General features: G+C 38.2%; 41 protein-coding genes. 38 read left to right on the forward strand and 3 right to left on the reverse strand.

Going from position 1 to position 23,865, the window contains the following annotated elements:
• The 13 genes from CYP43_RS08035 (at nucleotide 1) to CYP43_RS08090 (ending at nucleotide 5,879) form a co-directional block, all read left to right on the forward strand.
• Complete coding sequence (locus tag CYP43_RS08035; RefSeq protein ID WP_103583174.1) at nucleotides 1-870, forward strand: AAA family ATPase; 870 nt, start codon at nucleotides 1-3, stop codon at nucleotides 868-870.
• Nucleotides 871-874: 4 nt separating this feature from the next.
• A complete protein-coding gene (locus tag CYP43_RS08040; protein WP_159070832.1) occupies nucleotides 875-1,072 on the forward strand; it encodes a sigma factor-like helix-turn-helix DNA-binding protein in 198 nt (65 codons plus the stop codon).
• 175 nt (nucleotides 1,073-1,247) lie between these two features.
• A complete protein-coding gene (locus CYP43_RS08045; RefSeq protein WP_103583176.1) occupies nucleotides 1,248-1,580 on the forward strand; it encodes a DUF1937 family protein in 333 nt (110 codons plus the stop codon).
• Nucleotides 1,581-1,661: 81 nt separating this feature from the next.
• Nucleotides 1,662-2,072, forward strand: coding sequence for a hypothetical protein (locus tag CYP43_RS08050; protein ID WP_103583177.1), 411 nt, complete (start codon nucleotides 1,662-1,664; stop codon nucleotides 2,070-2,072).
• A 115-nt stretch (nucleotides 2,073-2,187) separates the two neighbouring features.
• Nucleotides 2,188-2,361 (forward strand): hypothetical protein, encoded by a 174-nt coding sequence (locus CYP43_RS09555; protein ID WP_180998667.1) that lies wholly within the window; start codon nucleotides 2,188-2,190, stop codon nucleotides 2,359-2,361.
• A gap of 17 nt (nucleotides 2,362-2,378) precedes the next feature.
• A complete protein-coding gene (locus tag CYP43_RS08055) occupies nucleotides 2,379-2,711 on the forward strand; it encodes a hypothetical protein (protein ID WP_103583178.1) in 333 nt (110 codons plus the stop codon).
• A complete protein-coding gene (locus tag CYP43_RS08060) occupies nucleotides 2,701-2,907 on the forward strand; it encodes a hypothetical protein (RefSeq protein ID WP_103583179.1) in 207 nt (68 codons plus the stop codon). The genes CYP43_RS08055 and CYP43_RS08060 overlap by 11 nt, the downstream gene beginning before the upstream one ends.
• On the forward strand, nucleotides 2,904-3,347 hold the full coding sequence (locus CYP43_RS08065) for a phage protein GemA/Gp16 family protein (RefSeq protein ID WP_103583180.1): 444 nt from the start codon (nucleotides 2,904-2,906) through the stop codon (nucleotides 3,345-3,347). The genes CYP43_RS08060 and CYP43_RS08065 overlap by 4 nt, the downstream gene beginning before the upstream one ends.
• Nucleotides 3,348-3,378: 31 nt before the next feature.
• Nucleotides 3,379-3,579: a hypothetical protein gene (locus tag CYP43_RS08070; protein WP_054196762.1), complete on the forward strand. Its 201-nt coding sequence runs from the start codon at nucleotides 3,379-3,381 to the stop codon at nucleotides 3,577-3,579.
• Nucleotides 3,572-4,789, forward strand: a complete 1,218-nt coding sequence (locus tag CYP43_RS08075; RefSeq protein ID WP_141089845.1) for a hypothetical protein — start codon at nucleotides 3,572-3,574, stop codon at nucleotides 4,787-4,789. The genes CYP43_RS08070 and CYP43_RS08075 overlap by 8 nt, the downstream gene beginning before the upstream one ends.
• Nucleotides 4,786-5,019 (forward strand): hypothetical protein, encoded by a 234-nt coding sequence (locus CYP43_RS08080; protein WP_103583181.1) that lies wholly within the window; start codon nucleotides 4,786-4,788, stop codon nucleotides 5,017-5,019. The genes CYP43_RS08075 and CYP43_RS08080 overlap by 4 nt, the downstream gene beginning before the upstream one ends.
• Before the next feature lie 9 nt (nucleotides 5,020-5,028).
• Entirely contained in the window at nucleotides 5,029-5,463 is a 435-nt protein-coding gene (locus tag CYP43_RS08085) for an HK97 gp10 family phage protein (RefSeq protein WP_103583182.1), read from the forward strand.
• The gene (locus tag CYP43_RS08090; protein ID WP_103583183.1) at nucleotides 5,460-5,879 is read left to right on the forward strand and encodes a hypothetical protein; all 420 of its coding nucleotides are present in this window, start codon (nucleotides 5,460-5,462) and stop codon (nucleotides 5,877-5,879) included. Before CYP43_RS08085 ends, CYP43_RS08090 begins: the two co-directional genes overlap by 4 nt.
• A 2-nt stretch (nucleotides 5,880-5,881) precedes the next feature.
• On the opposite strand, the gene CYP43_RS08095 is transcribed toward CYP43_RS08090, so the two are convergent.
• Complete coding sequence (locus CYP43_RS08095; protein WP_103583184.1) at nucleotides 5,882-7,450, reverse strand: terminase large subunit domain-containing protein; 1,569 nt, start codon at nucleotides 7,448-7,450, stop codon at nucleotides 5,882-5,884.
• A 98-nt stretch (nucleotides 7,451-7,548) separates the two neighbouring features.
• Entirely contained in the window at nucleotides 7,549-8,610 is a 1,062-nt protein-coding gene (locus CYP43_RS08100; RefSeq protein WP_103583185.1) for a phage portal protein, read from the reverse strand.
• 198 nt (nucleotides 8,611-8,808) lie between these two features.
• Between CYP43_RS08100 and CYP43_RS08105 the strand changes: the two genes are divergently transcribed.
• From CYP43_RS08105 to CYP43_RS08200, 21 genes are all read left to right on the forward strand, one after another.
• Nucleotides 8,809-9,573 carry an XkdF-like putative serine protease domain-containing protein gene (locus CYP43_RS08105; protein WP_103583186.1) on the forward strand — a complete coding sequence of 255 codons (765 nt, stop codon included), beginning with the start codon at nucleotides 8,809-8,811 and terminating at the stop codon, nucleotides 9,571-9,573.
• Nucleotides 9,573-10,472, forward strand: coding sequence for a P2 family phage major capsid protein (locus tag CYP43_RS08110; protein ID WP_103583187.1), 900 nt, complete (start codon nucleotides 9,573-9,575; stop codon nucleotides 10,470-10,472). Before CYP43_RS08105 ends, CYP43_RS08110 begins: the two co-directional genes overlap by 1 nt.
• A gap of 11 nt (nucleotides 10,473-10,483) precedes the next feature.
• The gene (locus CYP43_RS08115; protein ID WP_103583188.1) at nucleotides 10,484-10,843 is read left to right on the forward strand and encodes a hypothetical protein; all 360 of its coding nucleotides are present in this window, start codon (nucleotides 10,484-10,486) and stop codon (nucleotides 10,841-10,843) included.
• A complete protein-coding gene (locus CYP43_RS08120) occupies nucleotides 10,840-11,148 on the forward strand; it encodes a hypothetical protein (protein ID WP_167496272.1) in 309 nt (102 codons plus the stop codon). The genes CYP43_RS08115 and CYP43_RS08120 overlap by 4 nt, the downstream gene beginning before the upstream one ends.
• Complete coding sequence (locus CYP43_RS08125) at nucleotides 11,145-11,507, forward strand: hypothetical protein (protein WP_054196752.1); 363 nt, start codon at nucleotides 11,145-11,147, stop codon at nucleotides 11,505-11,507. Before CYP43_RS08120 ends, CYP43_RS08125 begins: the two co-directional genes overlap by 4 nt.
• The gene (locus tag CYP43_RS08130) at nucleotides 11,504-11,941 is read left to right on the forward strand and encodes a glycoside hydrolase family protein (protein ID WP_103583189.1); all 438 of its coding nucleotides are present in this window, start codon (nucleotides 11,504-11,506) and stop codon (nucleotides 11,939-11,941) included. The genes CYP43_RS08125 and CYP43_RS08130 overlap by 4 nt, the downstream gene beginning before the upstream one ends.
• A complete protein-coding gene (locus CYP43_RS08135; protein WP_103583190.1) occupies nucleotides 11,925-12,269 on the forward strand; it encodes a hypothetical protein in 345 nt (114 codons plus the stop codon). The genes CYP43_RS08130 and CYP43_RS08135 overlap by 17 nt, the downstream gene beginning before the upstream one ends.
• Nucleotides 12,270-12,274: 5 nt before the next feature.
• Entirely contained in the window at nucleotides 12,275-12,499 is a 225-nt protein-coding gene (locus CYP43_RS08140; protein ID WP_258032192.1) for a hypothetical protein, read from the forward strand.
• Nucleotides 12,489-12,872: a hypothetical protein gene (locus CYP43_RS08145; protein ID WP_103583191.1), complete on the forward strand. Its 384-nt coding sequence runs from the start codon at nucleotides 12,489-12,491 to the stop codon at nucleotides 12,870-12,872. The genes CYP43_RS08140 and CYP43_RS08145 overlap by 11 nt, the downstream gene beginning before the upstream one ends.
• Nucleotides 12,865-13,476, forward strand: coding sequence for a phage baseplate assembly protein V (locus CYP43_RS08150; protein ID WP_103583192.1), 612 nt, complete (start codon nucleotides 12,865-12,867; stop codon nucleotides 13,474-13,476). Before CYP43_RS08145 ends, CYP43_RS08150 begins: the two co-directional genes overlap by 8 nt.
• A 2-nt stretch (nucleotides 13,477-13,478) precedes the next feature.
• On the forward strand, nucleotides 13,479-13,763 hold the full coding sequence (locus tag CYP43_RS08155; RefSeq protein ID WP_103583193.1) for a GPW/gp25 family protein: 285 nt from the start codon (nucleotides 13,479-13,481) through the stop codon (nucleotides 13,761-13,763).
• Nucleotides 13,760-14,842 (forward strand): baseplate assembly protein, encoded by a 1,083-nt coding sequence (locus tag CYP43_RS08160; protein WP_103583194.1) that lies wholly within the window; start codon nucleotides 13,760-13,762, stop codon nucleotides 14,840-14,842. Before CYP43_RS08155 ends, CYP43_RS08160 begins: the two co-directional genes overlap by 4 nt.
• The gene (locus CYP43_RS08165; protein WP_103583195.1) at nucleotides 14,839-15,459 is read left to right on the forward strand and encodes a phage tail protein I; all 621 of its coding nucleotides are present in this window, start codon (nucleotides 14,839-14,841) and stop codon (nucleotides 15,457-15,459) included. The genes CYP43_RS08160 and CYP43_RS08165 overlap by 4 nt, the downstream gene beginning before the upstream one ends.
• Before the next feature lie 11 nt (nucleotides 15,460-15,470).
• Nucleotides 15,471-16,418: a phage tail protein gene (locus tag CYP43_RS08170; RefSeq protein WP_103583196.1), complete on the forward strand. Its 948-nt coding sequence runs from the start codon at nucleotides 15,471-15,473 to the stop codon at nucleotides 16,416-16,418.
• A gap of 10 nt (nucleotides 16,419-16,428) precedes the next feature.
• The gene (locus CYP43_RS08175) at nucleotides 16,429-16,728 is read left to right on the forward strand and encodes a hypothetical protein (RefSeq protein WP_103583197.1); all 300 of its coding nucleotides are present in this window, start codon (nucleotides 16,429-16,431) and stop codon (nucleotides 16,726-16,728) included.
• Nucleotides 16,725-16,991, forward strand: coding sequence for a hypothetical protein (locus tag CYP43_RS08180; protein ID WP_103583198.1), 267 nt, complete (start codon nucleotides 16,725-16,727; stop codon nucleotides 16,989-16,991). The genes CYP43_RS08175 and CYP43_RS08180 overlap by 4 nt, the downstream gene beginning before the upstream one ends.
• The gene (locus CYP43_RS09560) at nucleotides 16,988-17,155 is read left to right on the forward strand and encodes a hypothetical protein (protein WP_180998669.1); all 168 of its coding nucleotides are present in this window, start codon (nucleotides 16,988-16,990) and stop codon (nucleotides 17,153-17,155) included. Before CYP43_RS08180 ends, CYP43_RS09560 begins: the two co-directional genes overlap by 4 nt.
• Complete coding sequence (locus CYP43_RS08185; RefSeq protein ID WP_103583199.1) at nucleotides 17,142-17,777, forward strand: DUF7338 family protein; 636 nt, start codon at nucleotides 17,142-17,144, stop codon at nucleotides 17,775-17,777. The genes CYP43_RS09560 and CYP43_RS08185 overlap by 14 nt, the downstream gene beginning before the upstream one ends.
• 2 nt (nucleotides 17,778-17,779) lie before the next feature.
• On the forward strand, nucleotides 17,780-18,943 hold the full coding sequence (locus tag CYP43_RS08190) for a phage tail sheath family protein (protein ID WP_103583200.1): 1,164 nt from the start codon (nucleotides 17,780-17,782) through the stop codon (nucleotides 18,941-18,943).
• A 12-nt stretch (nucleotides 18,944-18,955) separates the two neighbouring features.
• Nucleotides 18,956-19,468: a phage major tail tube protein gene (locus tag CYP43_RS08195; RefSeq protein WP_103583201.1), complete on the forward strand. Its 513-nt coding sequence runs from the start codon at nucleotides 18,956-18,958 to the stop codon at nucleotides 19,466-19,468.
• Between the two features lie 73 nt (nucleotides 19,469-19,541).
• Nucleotides 19,542-19,766: a phage tail assembly protein gene (locus tag CYP43_RS08200; protein WP_054196738.1), complete on the forward strand. Its 225-nt coding sequence runs from the start codon at nucleotides 19,542-19,544 to the stop codon at nucleotides 19,764-19,766.
• 117 nt (nucleotides 19,767-19,883) lie between these two features.
• Here CYP43_RS08200 and CYP43_RS09565 read toward each other — a convergent pair whose 3' ends face one another.
• Entirely contained in the window at nucleotides 19,884-20,051 is a 168-nt protein-coding gene (locus CYP43_RS09565) for a hypothetical protein (RefSeq protein WP_180998671.1), read from the reverse strand.
• A 48-nt stretch (nucleotides 20,052-20,099) separates the two neighbouring features.
• On the opposite strand from CYP43_RS09565, the gene CYP43_RS08205 reads away from it, so the two are divergent.
• Genes CYP43_RS08205 through CYP43_RS08220 form a run of 4 tightly spaced genes read left to right on the forward strand, consistent with a single transcriptional unit; the run spans nucleotide 20,100 to nucleotide 23,853 of the window.
• Nucleotides 20,100-22,328, forward strand: coding sequence for a phage tail tape measure protein (locus tag CYP43_RS08205; RefSeq protein ID WP_103583202.1), 2,229 nt, complete (start codon nucleotides 20,100-20,102; stop codon nucleotides 22,326-22,328).
• Between the two features lies 1 nt (nucleotide 22,329).
• Nucleotides 22,330-22,704, forward strand: a complete 375-nt coding sequence (locus CYP43_RS08210) for a phage tail protein (RefSeq protein ID WP_103583203.1) — start codon at nucleotides 22,330-22,332, stop codon at nucleotides 22,702-22,704.
• Nucleotides 22,697-22,888, forward strand: coding sequence for a tail protein X (locus CYP43_RS08215; protein WP_103583204.1), 192 nt, complete (start codon nucleotides 22,697-22,699; stop codon nucleotides 22,886-22,888). Before CYP43_RS08210 ends, CYP43_RS08215 begins: the two co-directional genes overlap by 8 nt.
• Nucleotides 22,882-23,853, forward strand: coding sequence for a phage late control D family protein (locus tag CYP43_RS08220; RefSeq protein WP_103583205.1), 972 nt, complete (start codon nucleotides 22,882-22,884; stop codon nucleotides 23,851-23,853). Before CYP43_RS08215 ends, CYP43_RS08220 begins: the two co-directional genes overlap by 7 nt.
• Nucleotides 23,854-23,865: the final 12 nt, after the last annotated feature.

Genomic DNA, 23,865 nt, shown 5'->3' on the forward strand with positions numbered 1-23,865 from the left:
ATGAGTGAAAATATAAAAAAGCTAGATGAATTTTTATCTAGTAACAACATAAGTGCATCAGCACTTGCACGTGCAATAGGAGTGAGTGCATCGCTAATAAGCCAACTTCGTGCCGGAAGTTATAAGGGCGATAGCGATGCAGTAAATGCAAAAATCAATGCTTACATCGATAATTTTAACAAAAAAGCTAAGAATTTTCACGCAAACGCAAAAGAAAATGAGTTTTACGTAACTAGCGATGTAAAGATGGCAAATTTCATCATAAGTGAGGCGATAGCCGAAAAAGAGATAGGGCTAATATATGGCTTTGCTGGAAGTGGCAAGACAACAGTTTTGAAAGAATTTGCCAAGAATAATCCAAATGTGGTTTTGATAGAGGCAACTTGTCACACGAGCGCTAAGGTTTTGCTTGAAGATCTATGCGAGGCTTTAAAGATCGATGCTAGTGGTGGGCTAAGCACAAAGCTAAAGGCGGTAGCAAGGTTTTTAAAGAGTAGCGATAAGGTGATAATGGTAGATGAGGCGGAGCATCTACCGCTAAAGGCTCTTGAAGATCTAAGAAGAATTTATGACTTCTCACGCACTCCGCTAATACTTTGTGGCACAGAGATACTACTAAAAAATCTAATGGGTAAAAACAAGGAGCTAAGACAGCTTTTTAGCCGAATTTGTGGCAAATGGTGCATGCAAGGGCTTAGCAAAGATGAGTGTGAGAAGATCTATACAAAAGAGATATTTCCCTACTGCAAAGGTAACTTTAGAAGCAGTGCAAAGCTATATAAAAAGGCTTTGAGGCTAGCTGAGCTAAATGGATGCCTTGTTGATGAGAGTGTCGTTGCTAGGGCACTTGATATGGTTATCTTGGGATAGAAAAATGACACTAAAAGAGATAGCTTTGGTACTAAATCTAAGCGTAGAGCAAGTGCGTAGAATAGAAAAAGGCGCGCTTTTAAAGCTATCTCACCCAAGAAATTTTAAAAAATGGCAAGAGATAAGAGAGCTTATGGCTTTGCTTGAAGAGCGTAAGGCAAAAAGCGATAGCGATGAGATATATCAAGGCATAAAAGCATAAGGAGAGAGCCATGATAAAGGGAATGTTTGCATCTTACTCAAAGAAATTTTACGAAGTAAGAGGCTTATATATCTATGTGAAAGATAGTGATTTTGTAGTTGATACTTTAAGTATTTGATTTTACAAAGCCCTTAATAGAGGGCTTTTTTAAGTCAAAATTTTACAAAGGAGATAAATGAAAGAGACAATGAGACTTGTATATGTTGCTAGCCCTTATGCTGCCTTTAAAAGCGGTAAGGTAAATGCTGACTTTATGGCTTGCATGGTAGCTAAAGAAGAGTGCAAAAAGGTAAAAGAAGCCGGATATATACCGCTTAGCCCTGTGCTTGCATTTAGCGGTGTGTTTAGCGAGGAGCAAAGAGACGAGGTGCTAAAGGCTGGACTTGAAATGCTTAGCCACTGCTCTTATGTGTATTTTTCAAAGCATCCAGCTAGTGAGTTTTCAAAAGGTATGGATATAGAAAGAGAATATGCAAGAGAGCTTGGCATAAGTGAGTTAGAAATTTAAAGGAGAAGAGATGGCGAGTTTAGACAAAAAACTAGCACAAAAGCCTAAAAAGGCTAAAAAATCTAAGAAAGGAGAGAAAAAATGAGAGTAAAAATAGGCAAAAACGAGAACGAGATAAGCGACAAAAAACTAACTCGCGCGGTAGAGGATTTTTGCGAGATAAAGATGCAAATAGACGCCCTTAACGAGAAGCTAAAGGAGCATAAAGATGTCATTGTTTGTTTTGCTAGGGATGCACTATGCGAGAATGAGGCTACCACCATAAGCTTTGTAGGCGAAGAAAACGGCGTAAAAGTTAGTTTTGGCTGGGATGTAAAAGTAAGTGATGAAGAGATGCTTAGAAATTTGCTTGCAGACAAATTTGATCTACTTGTAAAAACTGAGTGCATCTATAAGCCTGAAAAGAAACTAAAGGAGCTTGCATTAAATGATGATGGCTTAAAAGAGTGCTTAGAGATAAAGGAGAAAGCACCAGCTGTTAGCATGCTCTAAGCTTTAACAAAGCCCTAAATTTTAGGGCTTGATTAAGGCTTAAAAACAAAGGAACTATTTTTGACTTTTGAAGAAGCAATAGCTAATTTTTCACGCAGCTAACAAAGAGGCACAGATGAAAGAATTTAAGTGCTTGCGTCCTAGAGATGAAGTGATAGCCGAGTTTAACGAAAAGCTCGATGCGTATTGGCTTAGCATGCTTGAGCCAGAGCTAAAAGAGAAATTTGCAGGCAAAGAGCTAGTAGCTTTGCAAATTTTAAAAGGCTTTGGGCTAAATGAAAGAGCATAAAATTTAAAGGGGCGTTAATGGAGCTTTTAAAAGAGATGAGTGAATATGCATTAAAAGATAGCTGCCTAAAATACTCACTAAAAGGGGCAAGCATAGAGTATCAAACATTGATCTTTTACTTTGCTTCACCAAATGATCAGGCGTATTTTAACAACAATTTAGAGCCCATAAAGGCAAATTTGCGTGAGTTTTGGAAGATCCATGCCAAAGAGATAAAGCAAAATGGAATTTACTTCACCGATGTAATCGCTAAGCTGGCACAAAAAGAGCCTAAAAAGCAGATGGATAAAGATCTAGCCAACCTCTTTGATCAGTTAAGAGAAACATTAAAGGCAAGAGATGAGCGCTAAGCAAAGAGAACACCTAAGAAATTTAGCTATTAAAAGACACGAAAATGCACTTTTTAGGCTGAAAAATGCACTTGGTTACGATGAGGATTTTTATAAATTTAAAAATGGCAGACTAAATGTAGCTAAGCTTGCAAGATGTGCTGGAGTGAGCGAAAAATTTGCAAGACGTGAGCTTGATATAAGGGGGCTAATATGAACCAAAGTGAGTATAGAAAGAGACTTTTAACACTCATCCATATAAACCCACTTTACAAGCAGATCGTAGAAAATGGAGCTTGGCAAGAGTGGCTAATGCTTCGCTTTGGTGTAGAGAGCAGCAAGGAGCTTAGCATAAGCGAGCTAAATTTGGCCCTTGATATATTGCAAGAGAGAGTAGATGATAGGCTAGGCTTTGAGCCAGACATTAAAGGTAGGCGCATTTTCAAAAAAGATGCTATCACGCAGAAGCAGCTTAAAAAGATAGAGGTTTTGCTAGATGTTCTTGGCTGGGATGAAAATAGTGCTAGGAGATTTTACTACCGCCAGATCGGAGCACTTGTGACAAACATAGCCTTACTAAACTCAAGCCAAGCTACAAAGATCATTACTGGACTAAGTGCCGTTATAAAATGTGAAAAAAATCCTAAAAAAAGCTAATATTTTTTAAAAATATATAAAAAGGATTTTTATGTTTTGTCCTTACTGCGGTTTTGAAAAGACTAAGGTTTTAAATACTATGAAAGGCTTGCAAAACAAGCGTTATAGAGTTTGTGATAAGTGTAAAAGAAGCTTTGTGAGTATCGAAGCACTTTTTTGTGATCCGTACTGGCAAGAGTATGCTAAAGCCACTAAAGAGCTTGGCGATCTTAAGGGTATAAAAAATGAATAACGAGCTACTTCTAAGCACACTTTTAAAGGCTAAATTTGACAAAAACAAGAGCGTTAGCGAGCTAGTAGATGAGTTTATAAAACAAAATGCGAAGCTAGCTAAAAAGGAGCTAGAGGCACAGCTTGCAAATTTACTTATATTTATAAATGAGAATTATAACATTGATAAAAAGGTGTTAAAAGAGCTTGTGAATTCTAAAATTTCATCAATGGGACTAAACATAAAACCAAATAATCTTGAAGAAATTTACGCCGTGCTTGCAGGTAAAAATATAGCCGTAAATATAGTCTTTGATGAGATAGACATAAGGGCTATAAACGCTATGAGAAATAACTTCTATTGGGTTGGCAAAGAGTTTAACAAAGACTTTAGTGATAGGCTAAAAGATATCATTGAGAGTGCTTTTCGTGGCGAGGTAGCAAGAAGCGAACTAGCAGGGAGACTAAAAGAGGAATTTGCAAGTGAGCTAAAGCAAAGCGTGAGATACTTTGAGGGAGTGAGTGATCATATCATCAGCCAAAATCAAAACATATCAACAGTAAATCAGGCTAGGAAATACGGCGTAAAATACTATAAAGTAGTAGCTGTGATGGATAGTAGAACGAGCGCTATATGTAGATCGATGAATGGTAGGCTCATACCAGCAGAGCACATAGAAAGACAGTGCGATAATATCATGAATGCAAAGGATATGGCTAGCAAAAAGGCAGCAGCTACATGGGCAAAAGCACCATATAACGGCAGAAGCGATAAGATGGATAGTAACTTTGGCATGCCGCCATATCATTTTAGATGTAGGACTGAGATCGTGCCTGCATGGGTTGATGAATATGAAAATGATGGCGTAACAATGAGAGCTAGCGAAGCACCGGGCAAAGACGAGATCATAAGACACATAGATAAAATGGGCGTGGAGAGGGTGCTGACTTTTACAAACGCAAATGATAAAAAGCATAGTGCAAATTTGCTGCAACGTACATCAGCAGCAAAGATAGTTTCAGCGCTTAACTCTATCACACATATAGCTCCACATGCAAATGTTGAGCAAAAATCAATAGCAAAAACACAAAACGGCTATATTATAATTTTTGATGGTGATAAAATAGACACTATATTTCCTACAAAAGACAATCAAGCATTAAAAAAATACTTTGAAAATTATGCCAAAAAGGATAAAATCGAAGTCATAAAGAGATGGTGGCAGATATGAAATATTTTGTTTTTGATAGTGGCATAGAACTTATTATAACAAGTGATAAAAGTCTAAAGGATAAAAGCGCTGATGTATGTTCATGCGTAGGCGACCTTACCAGCTCTATAGAGTATGTAAAGAGTGCAATAGATGATGGAAGCGAGCATGATTTTTTCTTTGATAATGGTGAAAAATTTAGCGGAGAATTTAGTGAGTGCGTAGAGTATGTAGCCAAAAAGAGAGCTTAGTAGGTTTTAATGAATTTTAATAGTGCTTTAAAAAGGTTTTTATTTCGCATAGGCTCAGGAGTAAGATATAGAGCGAAGCAAGTAGCACCATATAAAACTGGTAATCTTAAAAAAGATATACAAGTTTTTGATGAGAGGATAGATAGTTTTAGCATAAATGTGGGAAATACAAAACTTGCACCTTATGCTAAATTTGTATATTTTGGCACAAGGCCACATGTCATAAAGCCAAAAAAGATGAAGGCTCTTGCAAACAAAAAGAGCGGCCAAATTTTTGGCAAAAGCGTAAATCACCCTGGCACAAAGGCAAACCCATATCTTGAGAAAGCTTTTAGCGAGTATGTAAGTAGCGCTAGCTTTGTAAAGGCAAAAGAGCAGTTGGCTAGCGATGTGAGCGAAGAGGTAGTAAAGGATATAAAGATCATGTTTAAGGATACAAAATGAATAACATAGATAAATTTGATATATTGGTTGGTAAAATTTTAGCAAAGCTTTATAGTGAGTTCCCAAGAAAAACCATAATAAAGGCTACTGATTTTGGTGTAAAAAATCCAGTAGAGGACTACTTATCAAATTTGGATGCAAAAACCATAGAGCAAAATAGCGCCGAAGATCTACACTTTTTTGATGACACCTTGAAATTTTTAATTGATGAAAATATGATAGTGGCTAAGCAAAACACGATTGGAATATTTTATGACACAAGACTTACATCAAAGGGCTTGAAAATATTAAAGAAAATTCCAAACAGCATAAATGAAAGTGCGTCAAGTGTCGGAGAGTGGCTTAAGAGCTCAGCTAAAATTTTAAATGATGAAGCACTTAAAAAAGTGGCCTCGGTTGCTCTTGGTATGTTATAGTTTTATATAATCACAGCTCCGCCGCCTTTTCGTTTTACAACAGCCTCTATCTTACGGCAAGCTAAGGCCAATGCCCAAAACCTATCTGCGTGACCATACTCGTTTCTTTTTGCATCATACTTAAAGCTTTTTGTTCCTGCTGTGCGTTTTATGGCGTGAAGATCACTGATTAAAAGTGGATCGTTTGGTATGCTTATCTTTTTATCTTCAAAGAGCTTCTTTAAATTTAGAGCCATTTGCTCCTTTGTGCCAGCTGTAAAATATACTCCATTTACCCTGCTTTTAAATTTAGCATGCATAGTTTCTGTTAAATTTAGGCCAATGCCGGTTTTATCCATATCAAGGGTTGCTAGTGGGTAGGAGCGAAGGTGAGAGCTTAAGACGTCTTCTTGCTCTTTAAAGCTGGCTTTTGCAAGCACATTAAGCATAGCAAGGGTATATGTATCATCGCTATTGATCACACTTGCAAGGGTTGAACGGTCGCTAACCCTTCCTATATCATATCCGCAAAGCAGAGGAGTGTTTGAGCTTGGGCTAAAATAGCTAAGCTTTTCATCTATGCAGCTTTTGATAAGCGTAATAGACAGTAGGCTGCTCTCATCATCTATGAAGACACACTCATAAGCACTAGCCCATGTATCAGCATCAAAGAGTGCTTTCATGGTTTCAAGGTCAAACTCTAGCCCATCTTCCATAGCTCTATAAATATCAACATGGAACCGCTTAAACATCTTATACTTTTGCTCGTCAAAGTACAGCTCATGAAAAAGGCTCTTTTCTTCAAATGGTGTTGAAAGTATTGTTAAGCGACCTTTAACGGCACCGATACTTGGCACAAAAGCGTGCCAAATTTTCTTAGGATTTGGGTACCATGCAAACTCATCCATCCAAATATCACCAGTAAAACCTTGAACTGTACGAAAGTTGTGAGCGAGGGCTTTTATGATAGCGCCATTTTCTAGCTTTATCTCAGTCTCACTATCTTTTGCTAAAGCCACTCCAAACCTATCAGACCATAGTTTTAAATATCTCATTAGGATTAGCGCTTGTTCTTCTGAAGCGGATAAAAATAGCTGGTTTCTGCCGCCAACTGCTCCTATAAGTGCATCAGCCGCTGCCACGTAGCTAAAGCCTATCTGGCGTGATTTTAGTATGATACGAAACTGAGCATCGCTTTGCAAAAATTCTTTTTGATAAGCAAACAGTTCGCCATCTTTTACTATCTCATCTCTTAAATTTTTGGCACTTTTGTCTAAGCTTACTGGTGGTAAAACATAGGCTTTTTGCTCTTTGGCTGCTTTGTTTTTGCTCTCGATCTTATTTAACGCCACTATAAGATCAGCAAGCTGGGCCGTCTCATCAGGGACTAACTTTTTCTTTTTGCTTAAACACTCAACCTGCTTTTTTAGTGCCTTTACGCCATCATCAAGACTAAATTCATCATTTGCCTGCTCTAACCACTTTTGTAATGTTGGGCGAGATACGTTCATTTGCTTTGAAACTAGCACTGAGCTCACGCCACTTTTTAATAAATTTATACACTCTTTTTTAAACTCTTCATTATAAGCCATTTAAAGCCCTTTTATATTATTAAAATACATTTGTATTGCCTTTTATTATTTAAACGTTTTTAAAGGGGGTTTAAACGTTTTTAAACACTATTTTTATCCTACTCAATATTCTTTTGCCAGCCAAGTATACTTCTAGCCTCAGAAATTGAGATGATCCCTCTTTCAACAAGCTGCGTAACTATCTCGCCATCATCTTTAAAATTCGTTACATCAACAGCACTTAATACCACTTTTATACCGATGCTTCTAAAAAAGCCTTCTATGAGCTCTATTTTTGGTTTTATCTCAAGCTCGTTAAACTGGTGAAGTTGGCCTATAAGCTCTCCACTTCCTCCAAGCTGTGCACTTTGAATGATGCCAAGCAGACGTGGTGGAATACCATGAGCTGCTGCTATCTCATCACGGCTTACTTCCTTTAGTGCTTTAAAACTTAGGTCTTGTACTTCTGATAGCTTTTCAAAACGAATTTTTGCATCCTTTTCGCCAATCGAGTTTGTATAGCAAAGGAGTGTTTTATGCGCATTGGCACTTCCTTTATAGTTCTCACTAAAAAATTTTTTGTAAGCCGCTATTTGTTCTTCGCTAGGCTCTGAGTTTTCATGAATGATAGCAAGATCAGGTCTTGCTCCATTTTGGAAAAATGAGTAGTTATACATATCTGCTTGCCTATTTGTCAAAATCTGACACATAGCTGCAAGATAGTCTGGTTCGCCGTAGTATCTTGAACTTGGAGAATAAAATTTAAGATAGTACCCATCAAGTTTTATCTTTTTGCCAAATTTGTCTACCTGAAACATTTGCTTGTCTTTATTGGTTCGCCACTCATGAGCTGGTATATTGTAGAGTTTATAGTTTGTCTTAGCTCCAGCTTTTTCAATAGGAGCATTGCCAAAAAGCTCTAGGTTATAGCAAAACTCAAATAAAAACTCTTTTTCGCTTACATTTTGAGGTAAAAACTTTGCCAGATCGCTCTCGTCTATTTCTATCTGAGAGAGCATATTGGCTTTTATTTTTATGGCACGGCGGTGATATACGTTTGCATAGTGAAGCTCTAAAAGATCACTAAAACTTATAAAAGGCTCTATATAATCACCGTTTTGCACATCAGACGAGAGCTGCAAGCTCGGAGCATCTGACTTAAAAATAAATTTGTTCTCCACACTCACTCCTTCTTGTTACCTAAATTTGAGCAAAGACTAAGACCATAAATCTTTAATCTACGCTAGGGGTAAATTTATCTGAAAAATTTTTTAAACCATTAGCAAATGACCATTATTTAGCATTTCTAAAAATAGCCTTTCTTATAAAATGCCCACTAGCAAAGAGCCTTTTGGCTTAAAAATGAAAGAGGTAAAAAGATGGCAAACAAACTAACTAACCTAAGTATCACGCACATATCTCTTGTAAAAGCTGGTGCAAACAAAAAGAGCATCATTTATAAAAGTGACGCGAGCGAGCCAAGCTTTGAAAAGGATGTGAGTATCGCCAAATTTGACGAAGAAAAAGGCGTTGTATATGGGATTGTGTATTCACCAGACGAAGTAGATACTCAGGGAGATTTTACGGACGCGGCCGAGATTGAAAAGGCTGCCTATGCTTTTATGAAGGATCTTAAAGGTCAAAACATAGACAAGGAGCATGACTTTAAGCCAGACGGCAAAGCATACGTGGCTGAGAGCTGGATAGTAAGAGAAAACGATGCTCTCTTTAAGAGCGAGAAGGTGGGAAGCTGGGCAGTTGGCATCAAGATAGAAAGCGACGAGCTAAAAGAACTTATAAAAAGTGGCGAGATCGCAGGACTTTCAATGGCAGGATTTGCGAAGCGTGAAGAGGTACAAAAAAACGATACTTCAATAGCTGCTGCCATAGCAAATGGTTTTAACGAGCTACTAAAGAAATTTGAAAAAACTAAAAAAGGAGAGGACAAAGTGGAAAAAGAAACAAAAGAAATTTCACAAGCAGAAGAGATAAAAAAGACGCTTGTTGAAGGTATGGATGAGCTTAACAAGAAGCTCCTTGGCTTTGAGAAGCGTATAAGCGAGCTTGAGGATGTCGCAAAAAATAGCAAGCAAAGCAAAAATATAGAGAAAACAGATGACAAAATAGTAGGAGGAATACTTTAATGTTAGAGGGACTTGGTTTAAAAGATATTGCAAAAGGCAGCATAAATGCTACTAATGCGACATTAAGTGGCAGCTTAACCCCAGAGCAAGCAAGCGGCCTTATAAAAATAATTAAAGACAATAGTGCATTTTTGCAAAAAATTCATGTTGAAAAGATGAGCCGCTTAACTAAAGAGCTTGATGGCTGGGATGCTATGAGGGGTGTTTTGGTACGTGTAGCAAGTGGTGAAAAACCAAGCGATACACAAAGAACGCAGCTTAAAAAGGCAGGTGTAAAGCTAGAAGCAAAAAGTGTGCAGCTTTTTTCAAGGATACTTCAAGATACACTAGCAGACAACCAAAATAATCCAAATTTTGAGAGTGAAACACTCAACTCTTTTGGAACAATTTTTGGTAATGATCTTACACTACTTGGCTTTAATGGCACAAGTGATACTTATGCGAATAGCTTTGAGACACTACATAAAGGCTGGATCCAAACAGCAAAAGATAGTAATGACGTCACAAAAGTTACTTATGTCGCAAATGATAGTGTAAGCAAACGCTTAACGGCACTTGCCCAATCAATTAATCCAGATGCTTTGGCTGATAGTGTGATCTTAATAAGCACAGCTGATATGCAGGAGTACAACAAAGAAATTTCAGCATTAAATGCACCAAACTACCTAATAAACGGCAATGCTGATCGTGTGCTTGGTGTAAAGCTTGAAGTAACACCATTGATGCCAAAGGGTGTTTATATGGCTACTCCACTTGAAAATTTAGTTCTTGGCGTATGCCTTGATATAAATCGTAACCGCTGGTATGACCCGGAAGAGAGAGCATTAAAATACATCCTTGATGCAAGTGTGGACTATGAGATCATAATCAAAAAATGGGTCAGCATAGCAACTCTTTAAAAGGAGAATTAATGGAATTTATAGTTTTAAAAGATAGTGCGATAGATGGCAGCTTTGTAAGGACTGGCGAGGTCGTAACTTTAGAGCAAGAAAAAGCAGAGGCTTATGAAAAAGCTCTAATGATAGAGCCACTAAATAAACCTGAGCCATCTGCAGAACCTGAGCTATCGTCTACGAAGTCAGACACATCTTTAGTACAGGATCCAACTGATGGAGATGGTCTCAAAGATGAGCTTGGTTCATCTGCGGAACCTGAGCTATCGTCTACAAAGTCAGACACGTCTTTAGTACAGGATCCAACTGATGGAGATGGTCTCAAAGATGAGCTTGGTTCATCTACAAAGTCAGACAAGAAAAACAAGCAGAAATGATAGCGCAAGCTGAATTTAAAGAGGCTTTTTCAAAAAGAGCTAAATCAGTACTTTTTAACCCAGAAGAGATCACAGATGAGGCTCTTGATGTGGCTACTCATGAAACCTACGAAGAGTGTAATGGACGAGTAGTAAAAAGCTGGGCAATGATGGACTTTGCTCTCATCCGCTTAAAACTATATCTAAAAATCGCTCTAAGCGAAGAGGATAGTTTGCTTTTGAGTAAAGCTATAAGCGAGATAAAAGCAAGCCCACTTGAAAGCAAGCCAACATTTAACAGTTTCATTAGGCTGGAGTGCGTATGAATGATCTAGTCCAAATTTACAAGTCTTTAAAACAGATAGCACCTGAAGCTATTTGCATATCAAAAGCAAGCCCTCAGGGCGGAGTTTATCTGCTTTTTGACGGCATAAAAAGTGTGGCTTGGAAAAAGGATCGTGCGAGTTTTAGGATCATTTTTGCATCGCATTCGCTAGTTGATGATAATTTTAGCGCTCTATCTAGGCTTGATGAGCTAAGGCAAAGATTTATCGCAAAGTCTGCGATCTTTGGTGAAGATGCCATAAGTGAGATGAAATTTGATGGCTTTGAAGATAGCCTTTTTAAGTATAGCTTTGTAGTAGAAGTTGATATATACAGGGATGAGGAGAACGAAGATTTATGAGCTTAAAAGAAAACATAAAAGAGAACGAAGGCTTTAAAAGCTACATATATCAGGATACTCGTGGGTATCCTACTGTCGGATATGGCTTTGAGGTTTCATCTCTTAGTAAAGACGAACTATTTTTAAATGGTGGCAAGGTTGAGCCTATGAGTAAAGCGGTAGCAGATCAGATTTTAGAGATGAAGCTTATTAAGCTCATACCTAGCGTTTGTGAAGCTTTTCCTTGGCTGGAAGATAAGCCAAAAAATGTCCAAGACGTGGTAATAGAGATGTGTTATCAAATGGGAGTGCCAAAAGTTAAAAAATTTGTTACCACTCTTAATTTTATAAAGTCTGGCGAATATGAGGCAGCCTATAAGAATGGACTAGATAGCCTTTGGGCAAAACAAACGCCGAACCGGGCAAAGAAGGTGCTAAGTGGGTTACTTGCTTAATACCAAAATTTGCATCATTTTTGGTGCCGTTTTTTTGCTATGTATTGGTAGTTTGGCGCTAAAAATACATTTTTTAAATGCAAGCATCGATAAAAAGAACCTTGAGATAAAAAGCATTGCTCTTGATCTTAACACGTCAAAGCAAAATTTAAAGGCAGCAAATAGCGTCATTGAAAGTCAAAATGAAGCTATTTTAAAGATGAGCGTAAAGGTAGAGAAAAAGCCTATCAAAGAGGTTAAGAGAGTAGAGAAAATTTACTTAAAAGACGAAAGTTGTGAGGCCAAGCTAAAGGCTTACCAAGAGTTATTTTTTGAGGGCGAGAGATGAAAATGATGCAATTAGGCTTATTGCCATTAGGTGTGCTTCTTTGTGGCTGTGCTTTTAAAGAGCCAACCATCATCTACAAAGAAAAACTAACACCAGTGCGCTGCAACGCCGTAATGCCAGATAAGCCAAACAATGATGGTAGCTTTGAAGCACACAAGGCAAAGATGATTTATTTTTTAAAGTGCGAGGATCTATTAAAACAATGCATAGGGATAGCGGATGGAAAATAGCGGCTTAAATTTTAGTGACGAGATAAGAGAGACAGCTGGATTAATAAATTTAGCTGGATCATGGGGGTTAAATGAATTTATTGTCTTTATGGCGATTTTTGGCTTTATCGGTTTTGTGGTGATCTTTTGGCTACTTAGCAGATATACGAGCAAAAACACTGATTTGATGATCGATGTGGTCAATAAAAATAGTGAAGCGATAAATAAACAAAGCAGCGCCACTGAAAAGCTAAGCGATATTTTGGCAGCAAATTTTGCCATAAATAAAGAGAAGCTCAATGAAATACATGATGATGTAAGAGAGATCAAGCATAGCGTAAAGTACACAAGAACGCCAAGAAATAAAAAATTTAGCGAGCATATAAATGGTTGAAGTTGGAATTATAAGTGAAGTAAGAGATGACCGTGCAAAAGTTGCCATTGGTTCGATGGTAACTGATTTTTTGCCGGTATTTCAAGCACATGCCAACTCTTATGCAGTGAGCTTTTCACCAATACGTGTAGGAGAGCAAGTGCTAGTGCTACCTGTGCATGATGAGTTAAACTCAGGTGTGGTTCTTCGTGGGCTTTATCAAAGTTCTCACAAGGCAGACGCTACTGATAAAAAGGTGCATGTAAGTTTTGAAGATGGCATAAAGATGAGCTATGACAGCTCTAGCTCTTGTCTTGAAATTTCATCTCCAAAGCTTATAAACATAACTTGCGATAACGCAAATGTAAAGGCTAAAAATGTGATGGTAGAAGCTAGCGATACCACTATAAAAAGCGGGGATATCAAGCTACTTGGCAACACGCTCATTGAAGGAGCTATAAATACAGCAGGAAGTGGTGGTGGTAGTGGTAGCTTTGAGATAAACGGAGATGTAAGGATCACTGGCTCAATCACAGCAGGTGGTAACGCAAGCTTTGGTGGTAGCGTACGTGATGGACGTGGCAACCTAAGCGATCATACAAATAACGGACTTGCGAGGGATTAGTGATGAAATATCTAATTGATATAGAAAACTCTATCAAAGACATACTCCTAACTCCGCTTGGCTCTCGTGTGATGCTGCCTGAGTATGGCAGCAGAATTTATGAGCTAATAGATCGCAAGGTAGATGATGAATTTCGTGCTGATCTGGCGTGCTTTGTGATAGAGGCGGTTGAGAAGTGGGAAAAGAGAGTAAAGATCGATGAAGTTCGTCTTATAGGTTTAAAAGAACATAAGCTTAGCTTTAAAGTAGTGCTTATGAGTGGTAATGAGATAGAGGTAAGAGCATGAATTTAAAACAACTTCCATATCCAAACGTTATTGAGGTGCTTAAATATGATGAAATTTTAAATAATGTTAAAAACATTTTTAAAGAGCATTTAACTGATGATGAAATTTCACTACTTGAAAGTGACAATTATTCGGCACTTCTTGAAACGCTAGCTTATAGAGAACTGCTCTTGCGAGCCAGGATAAATGATAGCGTTAAGGCTATGTTGCTGCCATTTTCTACTGGAAACGACCTTGATAACATAGTAGCGATTTATGGCATAGAGAGGTTAAAAGGAGAGAGGCCAACGGCGCAGTGTGAGTTTAGTCTTTCAATGCCAAGAAGCAGCGATACATATTTGCCAAAAGGGCTAATTTTACGCAGCGAAAATGGTGAAATAGCTAGCTTAAAAAGTGAAGTTGTAATAAGAGCAAATGAGCTAAAAGCTGTTGGAGTGATCATCTTGGATGAGTTTACAAAAACCAGCAAAGCAAAGTGCGAATATGTCCAAACACCGCTTCCTTTCGTATTAAAAGCAAAACAGCTAAGTGAGTTTGAAGGCGGAGCCGAGCGTGAAAGCGATGATAGGCTAAGAGAGCGTGCAGTTTTAAGCCTAGAGCGTTTCTCAACTGCAGGCAGTGCTAAAGCATATACTTATCAAACACTTAGCGCAAATGCAAAGGTACTGGAGTGCAGTGTGCTAAATGGCGGTGCAGGTGTAGTTCAAATTTATCTAAAAACTACCGACATGAGCGAAGAGACACGCAAAGATGTGGAGAGCTTTTTAAGTGCCGAAAAGGTGCGTCCGCTAACTGATAATCTAAGCGTGTTAAATGCTACAAAGATAGATGTAAAGGTAGTAGCTACCCTTGAGCTAACAGATATGCTCTTTCAAGATGAAATTGCTAAGAATATATCAGCTCTGCCAACTAGCCTTAGCCTTGGAGAGGATCTAAATTTAAGCTACATCTATAAAAATCTACATCAAAACGGCGTTTATAGAGTAAGTCTTAGAGAACCGCTTAATGATAAAAAGATAAGCGTAAAAGAATTTGTAAATTTAAGCTATGAGATAAGCTACAAAAAGGCTGAGTTATGAGCTTGCTGCCTAACCACAAAAGCAAATTTGATAAGAAATTTGACTTACTTTTTGGTGTAAGGTTTGAGGATTTAGACATTGGCGTCATAAATACTCTTGCAAGCAAAGCTCCAAAAAATTTACTGCCAGTACTTGCAACTAGCTTTGATGTAGATATTGATGGACTAAACGAGAATGAAGCCAGAGAGCTCATAAAAAATGCTTTTGAAATTCACTTTTACTCAGGCACTTTTTATAGCCTAAATAAAGCATTAAGCGCACTTTATGCATATGCCAAGGTTAAAGAGTGGTTTGATTATGCAGGACTACCTTATCACTTTAAACTAGAGCTTGATGCAAGTAAAAATGGAGTAAGCCCACAGACGCTAAAGAGATCTGATGAGATCATAAATACCTACAAAAACGTGCGTAGCGTATATGATGGAGCAAGCATAAAAGCGACTGCTAGCATAAATTTAAAAGCCTACTCTTACACATTTAGCGGTGAGAACATAAGTGTAGATCCTTACGTAGTATCAAATATAAGCCAAAGAGCAAACTTTAAAGTAGGAGCTACTACGCAGATAAACGAGATCATAAGCATACCAATCGATGCAATAAGAGTTTTAACAAGATAAAGGACAGATAAATGAAGCAATACACACTTTTAACAGCAAACGGCATAAATAAGCTACTAAAAACCGCTAGCGATGGATCAAAGATAGCTCTAAAAGAGATCGTAGCGAGTGATTACGAAGGAGAGCTAAGCGAGCAGACCACATCAATACCAAATGAGAAATATAGGGGTGCTATAAACGCCATAACGATAGACGAAAACGATAACAACATCCTTGACGTCGATGCCATAATACCGCCTGAAGTTGGCGGATTTTATATAAAAACGGCTGGCATCTACTGTGATGATGGCTCACTCTTTGCAGTGGCGAGGCTGGCAGATACTTACAAGCCACTTTTAAATGAGGGGTCAAGCAAAGACATCACATTGAATTTTAAACTTCAAATCGCAAACGCGAGCGAAAGCGTCATTTTAAAGGTTGATAACAATATAGTGCTAGCAACTAGAAAATGGTGCGAAAAGATGTTTCTTAAGATAAAAGACAAAATCGACGCATACACCAAGCAAGAAAGTGACGATAAATTTGTGGCAAAAACCGACAAAGCCACCGAAACAAAGGCAGGCATAACAAAGCTAAAAAACTCTATAACTACATCACAAGAAGATGTAGCTGTTACAGAGAAGGCTGTAACAGATTTTGTAGTCGCTAGTCAAAACGGTTTAGGTGTAGGTCAGACTTGGCAAGACGTTAAAAACAATAGAAAGCTTGACATAAATTATACAAACGACACAGCTAAACCAATATTCATAGTAGTAGGAAGAAGAGGAGATGGAAGCCCATACCCACTGAAGGTCTTTGTTTCTGGAGTATTAGTATATGAAGGACGGACTAACCACAATGCTATTGGTGTAAATAAAGTAGCATCGGTTATAGTCCCAGCAGGAGCAACATATAAGGTTGAAATGAGTGGAATAGATTCGCAAACAGACGAACAGTTTCAGTGGGTAGAACTACGATAAGGAGTAAAAAATGAAGTATTACAAAAATAAAAATAATGAAATTTACGCATACGAAGATGACGTAAGCGAAGAACTACTAAATCAAAGGATAAAAGAGTTAGGGCTAACGCCAATAAGTGATGATGAGGCAAAAAAGCTTTTAGAGCCAAAGGTAGATGAAAAAGCTAAGGCTTTAGCACAGCTTGAAGCGGATATAAAAGAATGCGAGGATGATATAAAACATGCTCTTATTATTGGCAACAGTGCAGTACTTGAAACACTGAGAGCAGAGTATAAAGAGTTAATTACTCAAAGAGAGGAATTAAAATGAGCTATTTCTTAATCTGCGTTTTATCGCTAATCTTGGGCGTGCTACTTTGCCCTATCATGATCTTTTTGCGTGCTAGAAAATGTGAGGGCTGGGACAGCTCAAATATGACAAACATTTTAAGAGTGTTTAGTCATTTGGCGACACACCCTGATGACTTTAGCAGGTTTCAGTACGAAGATGGCAAGAAGCCGTTTTGGTACTTAGACAAAGACGAATTCACAGATGTGGTTCAAACTAGACCAACACAAAAGGATAAAAAATGAGAATAAGAATAAAAAGGTGCAAAATTTGCGCATCAAAGATTGATAAGGACGGCAACTGCACTTGGAGCGAGTGTCCTAAGTGCCCAGAATACAAACAGAGCGAAACAAAAGAGAATGAGAAGCCAAGTAAGAAGTCAAAAAAGGAAAATGATGCTAAAGAGTAAAGAGATATTACAGCTTATATCGATCATTTTAGTAGAGCTTTTGCTTGAGATCCTCTCATTTGTAGTCGTGCCAGTTGCATTACTCTTTTGTAAAAAAGATGATGAGCATTTGCCAAAGATATTTAGGTGGCTTGAAGATGCAAACGACTATTACGATGGTAAGTGTGCTGCTATCAATGGCGATAGTGGCTGGAGAAAAAGCCATTATCCAGAGCCAAAGAATAGAACATATAAAGCAAGGCTTCTTTGGCTTTTACGCAATAGGATAGGACACTTTTCAAGTGAGATTTTAGGCGTCAAAGTAGATGAAGTAAATCCATATAGCATAGAAACCATAGGTGATCCCAATATCACCAGTAATGGCGGCAAAGAGAGTGGCTTTTGTAAAGTTACTTGCACTTTAAAAGATGGACGCTCACGTTTTGGACTTTACAAAACGATCCGATACAAAGGCTTTTTAAGTGGCTTTTATTGTCGTATCTATGTCGGATGGAAGCTTATGGATATAGCAGGGGCAAATGCCTTAAATTTTAAAGAGTTCATCCAAAAAGATGACAAGAAATATCTAAAAACGGTGTGGTGCATAAATCCATTAAAAAAAGTAAATCAAAAAGGAGAATAAAAATGGCAGCAAAATTTGGTGTAAACGTAACCGTATCAGCTGAGGCAGCAAGACCAATAGCGGTAGAAAGTACTACACCTATTGGTATAGCAGGGTATGAAGAGGTGCTAGAAAATGGCCTACATTTTTATATGACAACAGCAAAGGCGCTTGAAGCGTTAGAGGCAAAATACAAAGCTAAAAAGGATGCGAGCCAAGCTTTTAAAAAAGGCTCTATTTATAGGGCTTTAAAAGGTATTGAAGATCAGGCCGTAAATACTCAAATAATTTTAAGTGTATTTACAAAAGATGACGATGAGGACACAAACGATGAGATCACGGAGTGTAAAAGTGCCGTTACAGCGTTTGCTAAAGCAAAATCACGCTTTGGTTATAGCCCAAATTTAATAATCGCGCCTGGCTTTAGCCATGAAGATGCGATAAAAGGCGAGATAGAAAAGATGGCAACTAGGCTAAAAGCAACTGGTATTGTAGATCTAAAAGCAGATGATGCAGCAGCAGCCATTGTTAAAATGGGCGATTTTGGTACAAATAGGCTAGTTGCTGCTTATCCAAATGTCAAGGTTTGGGATGATGAAACAAACGCTTATGTCTATGAGGGGCAAAGTGCGAGAATAGCCGGCATGATAGCCCACACAGATGGCGCAAGCGAGTTTGGATATTCAGATAGCTATTCAAACAGGGTTATGGTAGGAGTTTCGGGCACGCAAATAGACGTGGATTTTGAGTTGGGTGAGACTTGTACAGCTGATGAGCTAAGGGCAGCAAAAATTTCTACCATCATTAGAGAGAGTGGCTTTAGGGCTTGGGGTGGTGAAACGAGTGACCAAGATACTATTTGGCAAGATCTTGCACGTGTTAGGATATTTGATCGTATTTCGCAAGCTTGCCAAAAGGGAGTGCTGTTTGCGATCGATAGAAAAGCTAGTGAGCTTTATCATGCAAAAAGATCAGTTAGTGAGCTCCTTCGTCAGCTAGTTGGAGCAAAGGTACTTCTTGGATATGAGCTTAGCTGGAGTGCAAAAAACACCGACGCAACTATCACGGCTGGTAAATTTTACCTTGACGTCAGAATGCAAAACAATCCAATCGTTAAGCAGCTTACACTTGATTTTATCTACGTGGATAAATACGGTAGCGTTTTGATGGATGAGTTAAACAAATAAAGGAGATAAACAATGAAAAGACAAATTCCTCAAGTAATCCAAGAAGGTAACGTTTATATAGATGGTATCGGCTATCTTGGTGTAACAAAAAAACTAAAGCTTCCCACAATAGAGTTTGAAATGATAGAGAGCAAAGGGGCTCTTAGCACAAATTACACAACTGGCATGCTAAAGGCAACAGAGGTTGAATTTACAGTTAGTGTGCTAGATAAAAACATGTGGGTAAATTTAGGACTAAACAGCTTTACTAACCGCATTCCGTGGCTTTTTAAAGCTAGCATTTTCCAAAGTGGCAAAAATAAAACTGTGCCTTTTAGTGCAGCCTTTACTGGAGATATTATCAGTTATGAAGTATCTGAGTTTGAAAGCGGAAAAGAGCTAGAAGTTACTATTAAGCTATCAGCTCATTTTGTGGACATCAACGTGGATGGTGTGCCGATGGTGCTAAAAGATAGTGAAAATATGATATGCGTTATAGGCGGAGTTGATTATATGGCAGGGGTTCGCTCAAATTTAGGAGAGTGATTTTTTATACTAAGCCTGCTTGTTTTACTTTGATATGTAGCCAAGCAGGCAAAAACAACAAAAGGATACAAAAATGAAAGAGATAAAGATAAAAGATGAAATTTGGCAAATGCACGCACCAAAAGTAAGAACCATTAAGATGGCGGATGAAAATGGTGGTAGCGATATGGCAAAGACTATCTATATGATAGCTGCACTTTGCAATAAGACACAAGATGAAGTTGAAAATTTGGAGTTTAAAGAATTTATGTCTTTACAAAAGGTGTTAAATGATTTTTTAGATGTAAGGGCGGAGTAAATAACGAAAATATCGCCCTCATAGCTCATGTTTTAGGCTATGGGTATAACGAGATAATAAATCTTAGTTTGAGTGATTTTAGTGAGTTTTTAGAAATTTCAGTAAAGATCTTAAAGGCTAAGAGTGAGTTATAGCTTCTTTGGTTTTACCTAATGCTAAGCCAGCGGCGCCAATAAGGCTGCCAAGTATCCCTAAGCCAAAAACTAAGGCAATAAATGTTTCAAAAAAGCCACTTGGTGAAACGAAAAAGAATAAAACGATAAAAATAGGAATGATTAAAGCCATTTTAAATCCTTTTTTAAAAGGGATTATATCGTATTTTAAAGGAAAGATATGGACAACGCACAAGTTGGTATTAGTATTGGTCTAGCAGTAAAAGGGCTAAGTAAAATATCAGAGCTAAAAAAAGGGTTTGATGGTTTAAAAGGTAAGATAGCAGAAGCAAAAAAAGCCATAACATCTTTAGACAACACTAGATTGTCAAATCTATCTAGCCAAATAAGAGAGAGTCAAAAAGCACTTTTAGGCGAGCTTACGACAAATTTTAGCAATCTTACAAACTCGGTAGCCATAGGGGTGCCAATAAAACTTGCCATTGATGATGAGGCTGCTTTTGCGAATGTAAAAAAGTATGTTGATGATAGCGATGAGAACCTAGCTAAGCTAAAAAATGCGATGAGAGGGTTAAGCTCACAGCTTGGAGAGAGCTTTAGTAATATAGCTGACATTGCAGCTGGCGGCGGTAAGATAAATTTAGCCGGTGAGGAGCTAGTAACCTATACAAAGATGCTTGCAACCGGTTCAGTTGCATTTGAAATGAGCTCTGAAGCCTTATCAAAGGCGGCCAACAATATGAAAGTTGGCTTTAAGATGAACGATATAAAAGAGCTTAATAGCTTTTTTGATAGCGTAAACTTGCTCGACAATAAGGTTACCAATGCAAATGCTTCTGATATATTTGAGGCTACTTCGCTAACAGCTGCAAATGCTAGCTTAATAGGCTTAGATAGTAAAAGCGCTAGTGCCATAAGTGCTACAATGCTAAGTACTGGCAAAGCCAGCTCTGTTGTAGGCACTAGCTTAAATGCTCTTTACTCCACACTCTCAATGGCTGATAAAAAAGGCAAAAAATTTCAAGAAGCGCTAGCAAGTATTGGTATGGATGCAACATATCTAAAAATAGCCCTACAAAAAGATGCAGCTGGAGCTATAACTACGTTTTTAGAAGCGATCTCAAGAGCTGATAAAGATAAGCAAGCAGGGCTACTTTATGATCTAGTTGGTGGAAATTTTAACGATGAGATAGCAGGGCTTGTAACAAATATCGATGCCCTTAAAGCAAATATCAAAATGGCACACTCAGATGAAGCCACAGGATCTATGCAGCGTGAGCTACAAACGAAGCTAAACACTACAAAAAGTGGTATCGAAAGGGTTACGCAAGCATGGAGAAATCTAGGGTCAAGCCTTGGAGAAACCTTTTTGCCACTTACAAATTTATTAGCTTCAATCTTAAGTAAGGTAGCTGGAGTGTTAAGCTCGCTAAATGAAAAATTTCCAAGACTAAGTGCCATAGTTGTTAGCGCTGCAGCTGGCTTTATGATCTTTAAACCAGTGTTGCTTCTTAGCAAGATAGCACTTTTAGGCGTAGCAGATGGATTTTTGGGCGTTATAAGGGTAGTGAAATTTTTAAATCCTATGCTCTTAATAGCAAAACTCAGATGGTTGGCTCATGCTGCAAGTATTGCAAGTGCCACACTAGCTGCCAAAGCTCATGCATTTAGCATTTGGCTAGTTGGTGCAAGACTAAGAGCAACTCTAGCTATCGCTACTGCTTATAGCGCTGCCTCAAAAGCCTTTGCAGCATCATGTGCCTTAATGCGTAGTGGCTTAATGGCAGCAACTCTAACTATAAGGACTATGAAATTTGCTCTTATTAGCACAGGCATTGGTGCCATAGTAGTAGCCCTTGGCACAGCAGCGGCCTATCTTATAGAAAATTGGGACGAGGTAAAGGCATTTTTTCTTGAGATATGGGAGAGTGTAAAGCCATATTGGGAGAGCACGACAAAGTTTTTTAGTGATCTTTGGCAAGGAGTGAGCGACTTTTTAAGCGCTATTTTTGAGCCGGTTATCAAGATATGGGATGAGCTCTTTGGTGGCTTTTTTGACTGGATAGCTGAGAAATTTGGCTGGATAAATGACATGGTCGGCGAAGCCATTAAGGGGCTAAGTAGTGCTTGGAGCAAGACAAAAGAATTCTTTGGCTTTGGAGACGATGAGCAAGCAAGTAGTGAGCTAAAGCCAAAAGATGATAGCGGTGGCTTTTTTAGCTCTATTTCTGGTTCAGATAGTGATACTCACGCAAAAGAGGCTCCAGCTTTAGTGGCAGATAGCCCAGGTGGCGGCGCCATCAACATTAGCTTTAATGGTGATTTTTTACTTAACTCAGATAATGGCAAATTTGACCTAGAGAGTTTTAAGGCTCAAATAGTAAAAGGCGTTAAAGACGCACTAAGACGTGATGAGTTTAACCGTAAAAATACGGATGTAAGGGGATAATATGGTACTAAATCTTGGTGGGTTTAAATTTAGATGGGAGCAAACTAATAGTATTGACACTCAAACAGACTTTGGCATAAGCGAGCAAGAGCGTATACAAAACTATCCAGCCTTATTTAGTGCAAATTTAGGGAGCAGCGCACTTAATATAGATGGTCAAACACTGCCATATCACGGCGACAAACAAGGCGCATTAAAACCACTTTATGCCTTAGCCACTTTACGTCAAAGCTTGCCACTTACAAATGGAAATGGTAAATATTTTGGTCGCTTCGTTATAGTAAAAATCAGTGAAAAACAAGCGATTTTCACTCCAAATGGAGCATTTTTTACGCAAAGTTTTAGTTTAGAGCTAAAAAGGGATTATGATGGATAAAATTTACATAGCTAAAGACGGTGATAGGCTTGATACTATCACCTACAACCACTACGGACATCTAAGGTTTTTTGAGCAAATTCTAACTATAAACCCAAAGCTTAACACAACACTTCATGCAGGTGATAAGGTGTTTTTGCCTGATATAAAAGAAGTAGCGAAAGAGCAGGCAAAACTATGGTGAGAAAACCAGCTTTCAAGTTAGAAGCCAGCGGTAAAGACATAACAAACATCATCAGACAAAACCTAATAAGTCTAAGCTTTACCGATAAAGAGGGCAATGAAAGTGATGAAATCAGCTTTACCCTATTTGGCATATATGCAAAGCCAGTATTTGGAGATAAGCTTAAGCTTTGGCTAGGGTATGAAAATGAGCTCTATCTTTGTGGTACTTTTAGCGTGCAAACAACTAGCGCAGACTACAAAGCAAATACAACAGAGGTTAGAGCAACTGCTGTAAATTTTGCAAGCCCTGCAAAAGAGAAAAGACGTGTGAGCTGGGAAAATACAACGCTTTTTGGGATAGCTAAAAAGATAGCTAGTGCCAATGCACTATCTTTAAAAACAAGCGGTAGCGACCAAAACATAGCTTCTGTTATCCAGGATAATGTAAGCGACATAGAGTTTTTATATGATCTATGCGTCAAATTTGGCTTTTTAATGGCTGTTAAAAATGATAACATCATCATAACAGCCAAAGATGCTAAGGGTGATGCTAGCCAAACCTCAAATACTTCAAAAAACGAGAATTTGCCCACTTTTACACTAAATTTAACTGATCTTTACTCGCTAGAGATCACTGAAGCTAATAGAAACTCTTATACAGCCGTAATAGTAGAGTGGCAAGATATTGAAGCTGGTAAGGTAAAAAGCATTAAGGTGGGAAGTGGTGAACAGGTATATAAGATGCAGATAGCTCAGCCAAAGAGTGATAATGAGGCCTTTAAACAAGCAGAAGCTAAACTTAACGAGTTACAACGCGGCGGAATAAATGGTAGATGTAGCTGCGAAGGGGGAAACATCATAGCAGGCGGCAAGCTTAAATTTGGTGGAGTTGCTGGGCTAGAAGCAAATGAGTTTAGCATAAAAGAAGTAAGCCATAAGCTTAGCACGAGTGGGTATGAAATAGACATAGAGTTTGAGGGATAAAATTTTAGTTAT

This window comes from Campylobacter concisus (genome assembly GCF_002913045.1).
GTDB classification, from domain to species: Bacteria; Campylobacterota; Campylobacteria; order Campylobacterales; family Campylobacteraceae; genus Campylobacter_A; species Campylobacter_A concisus_AP.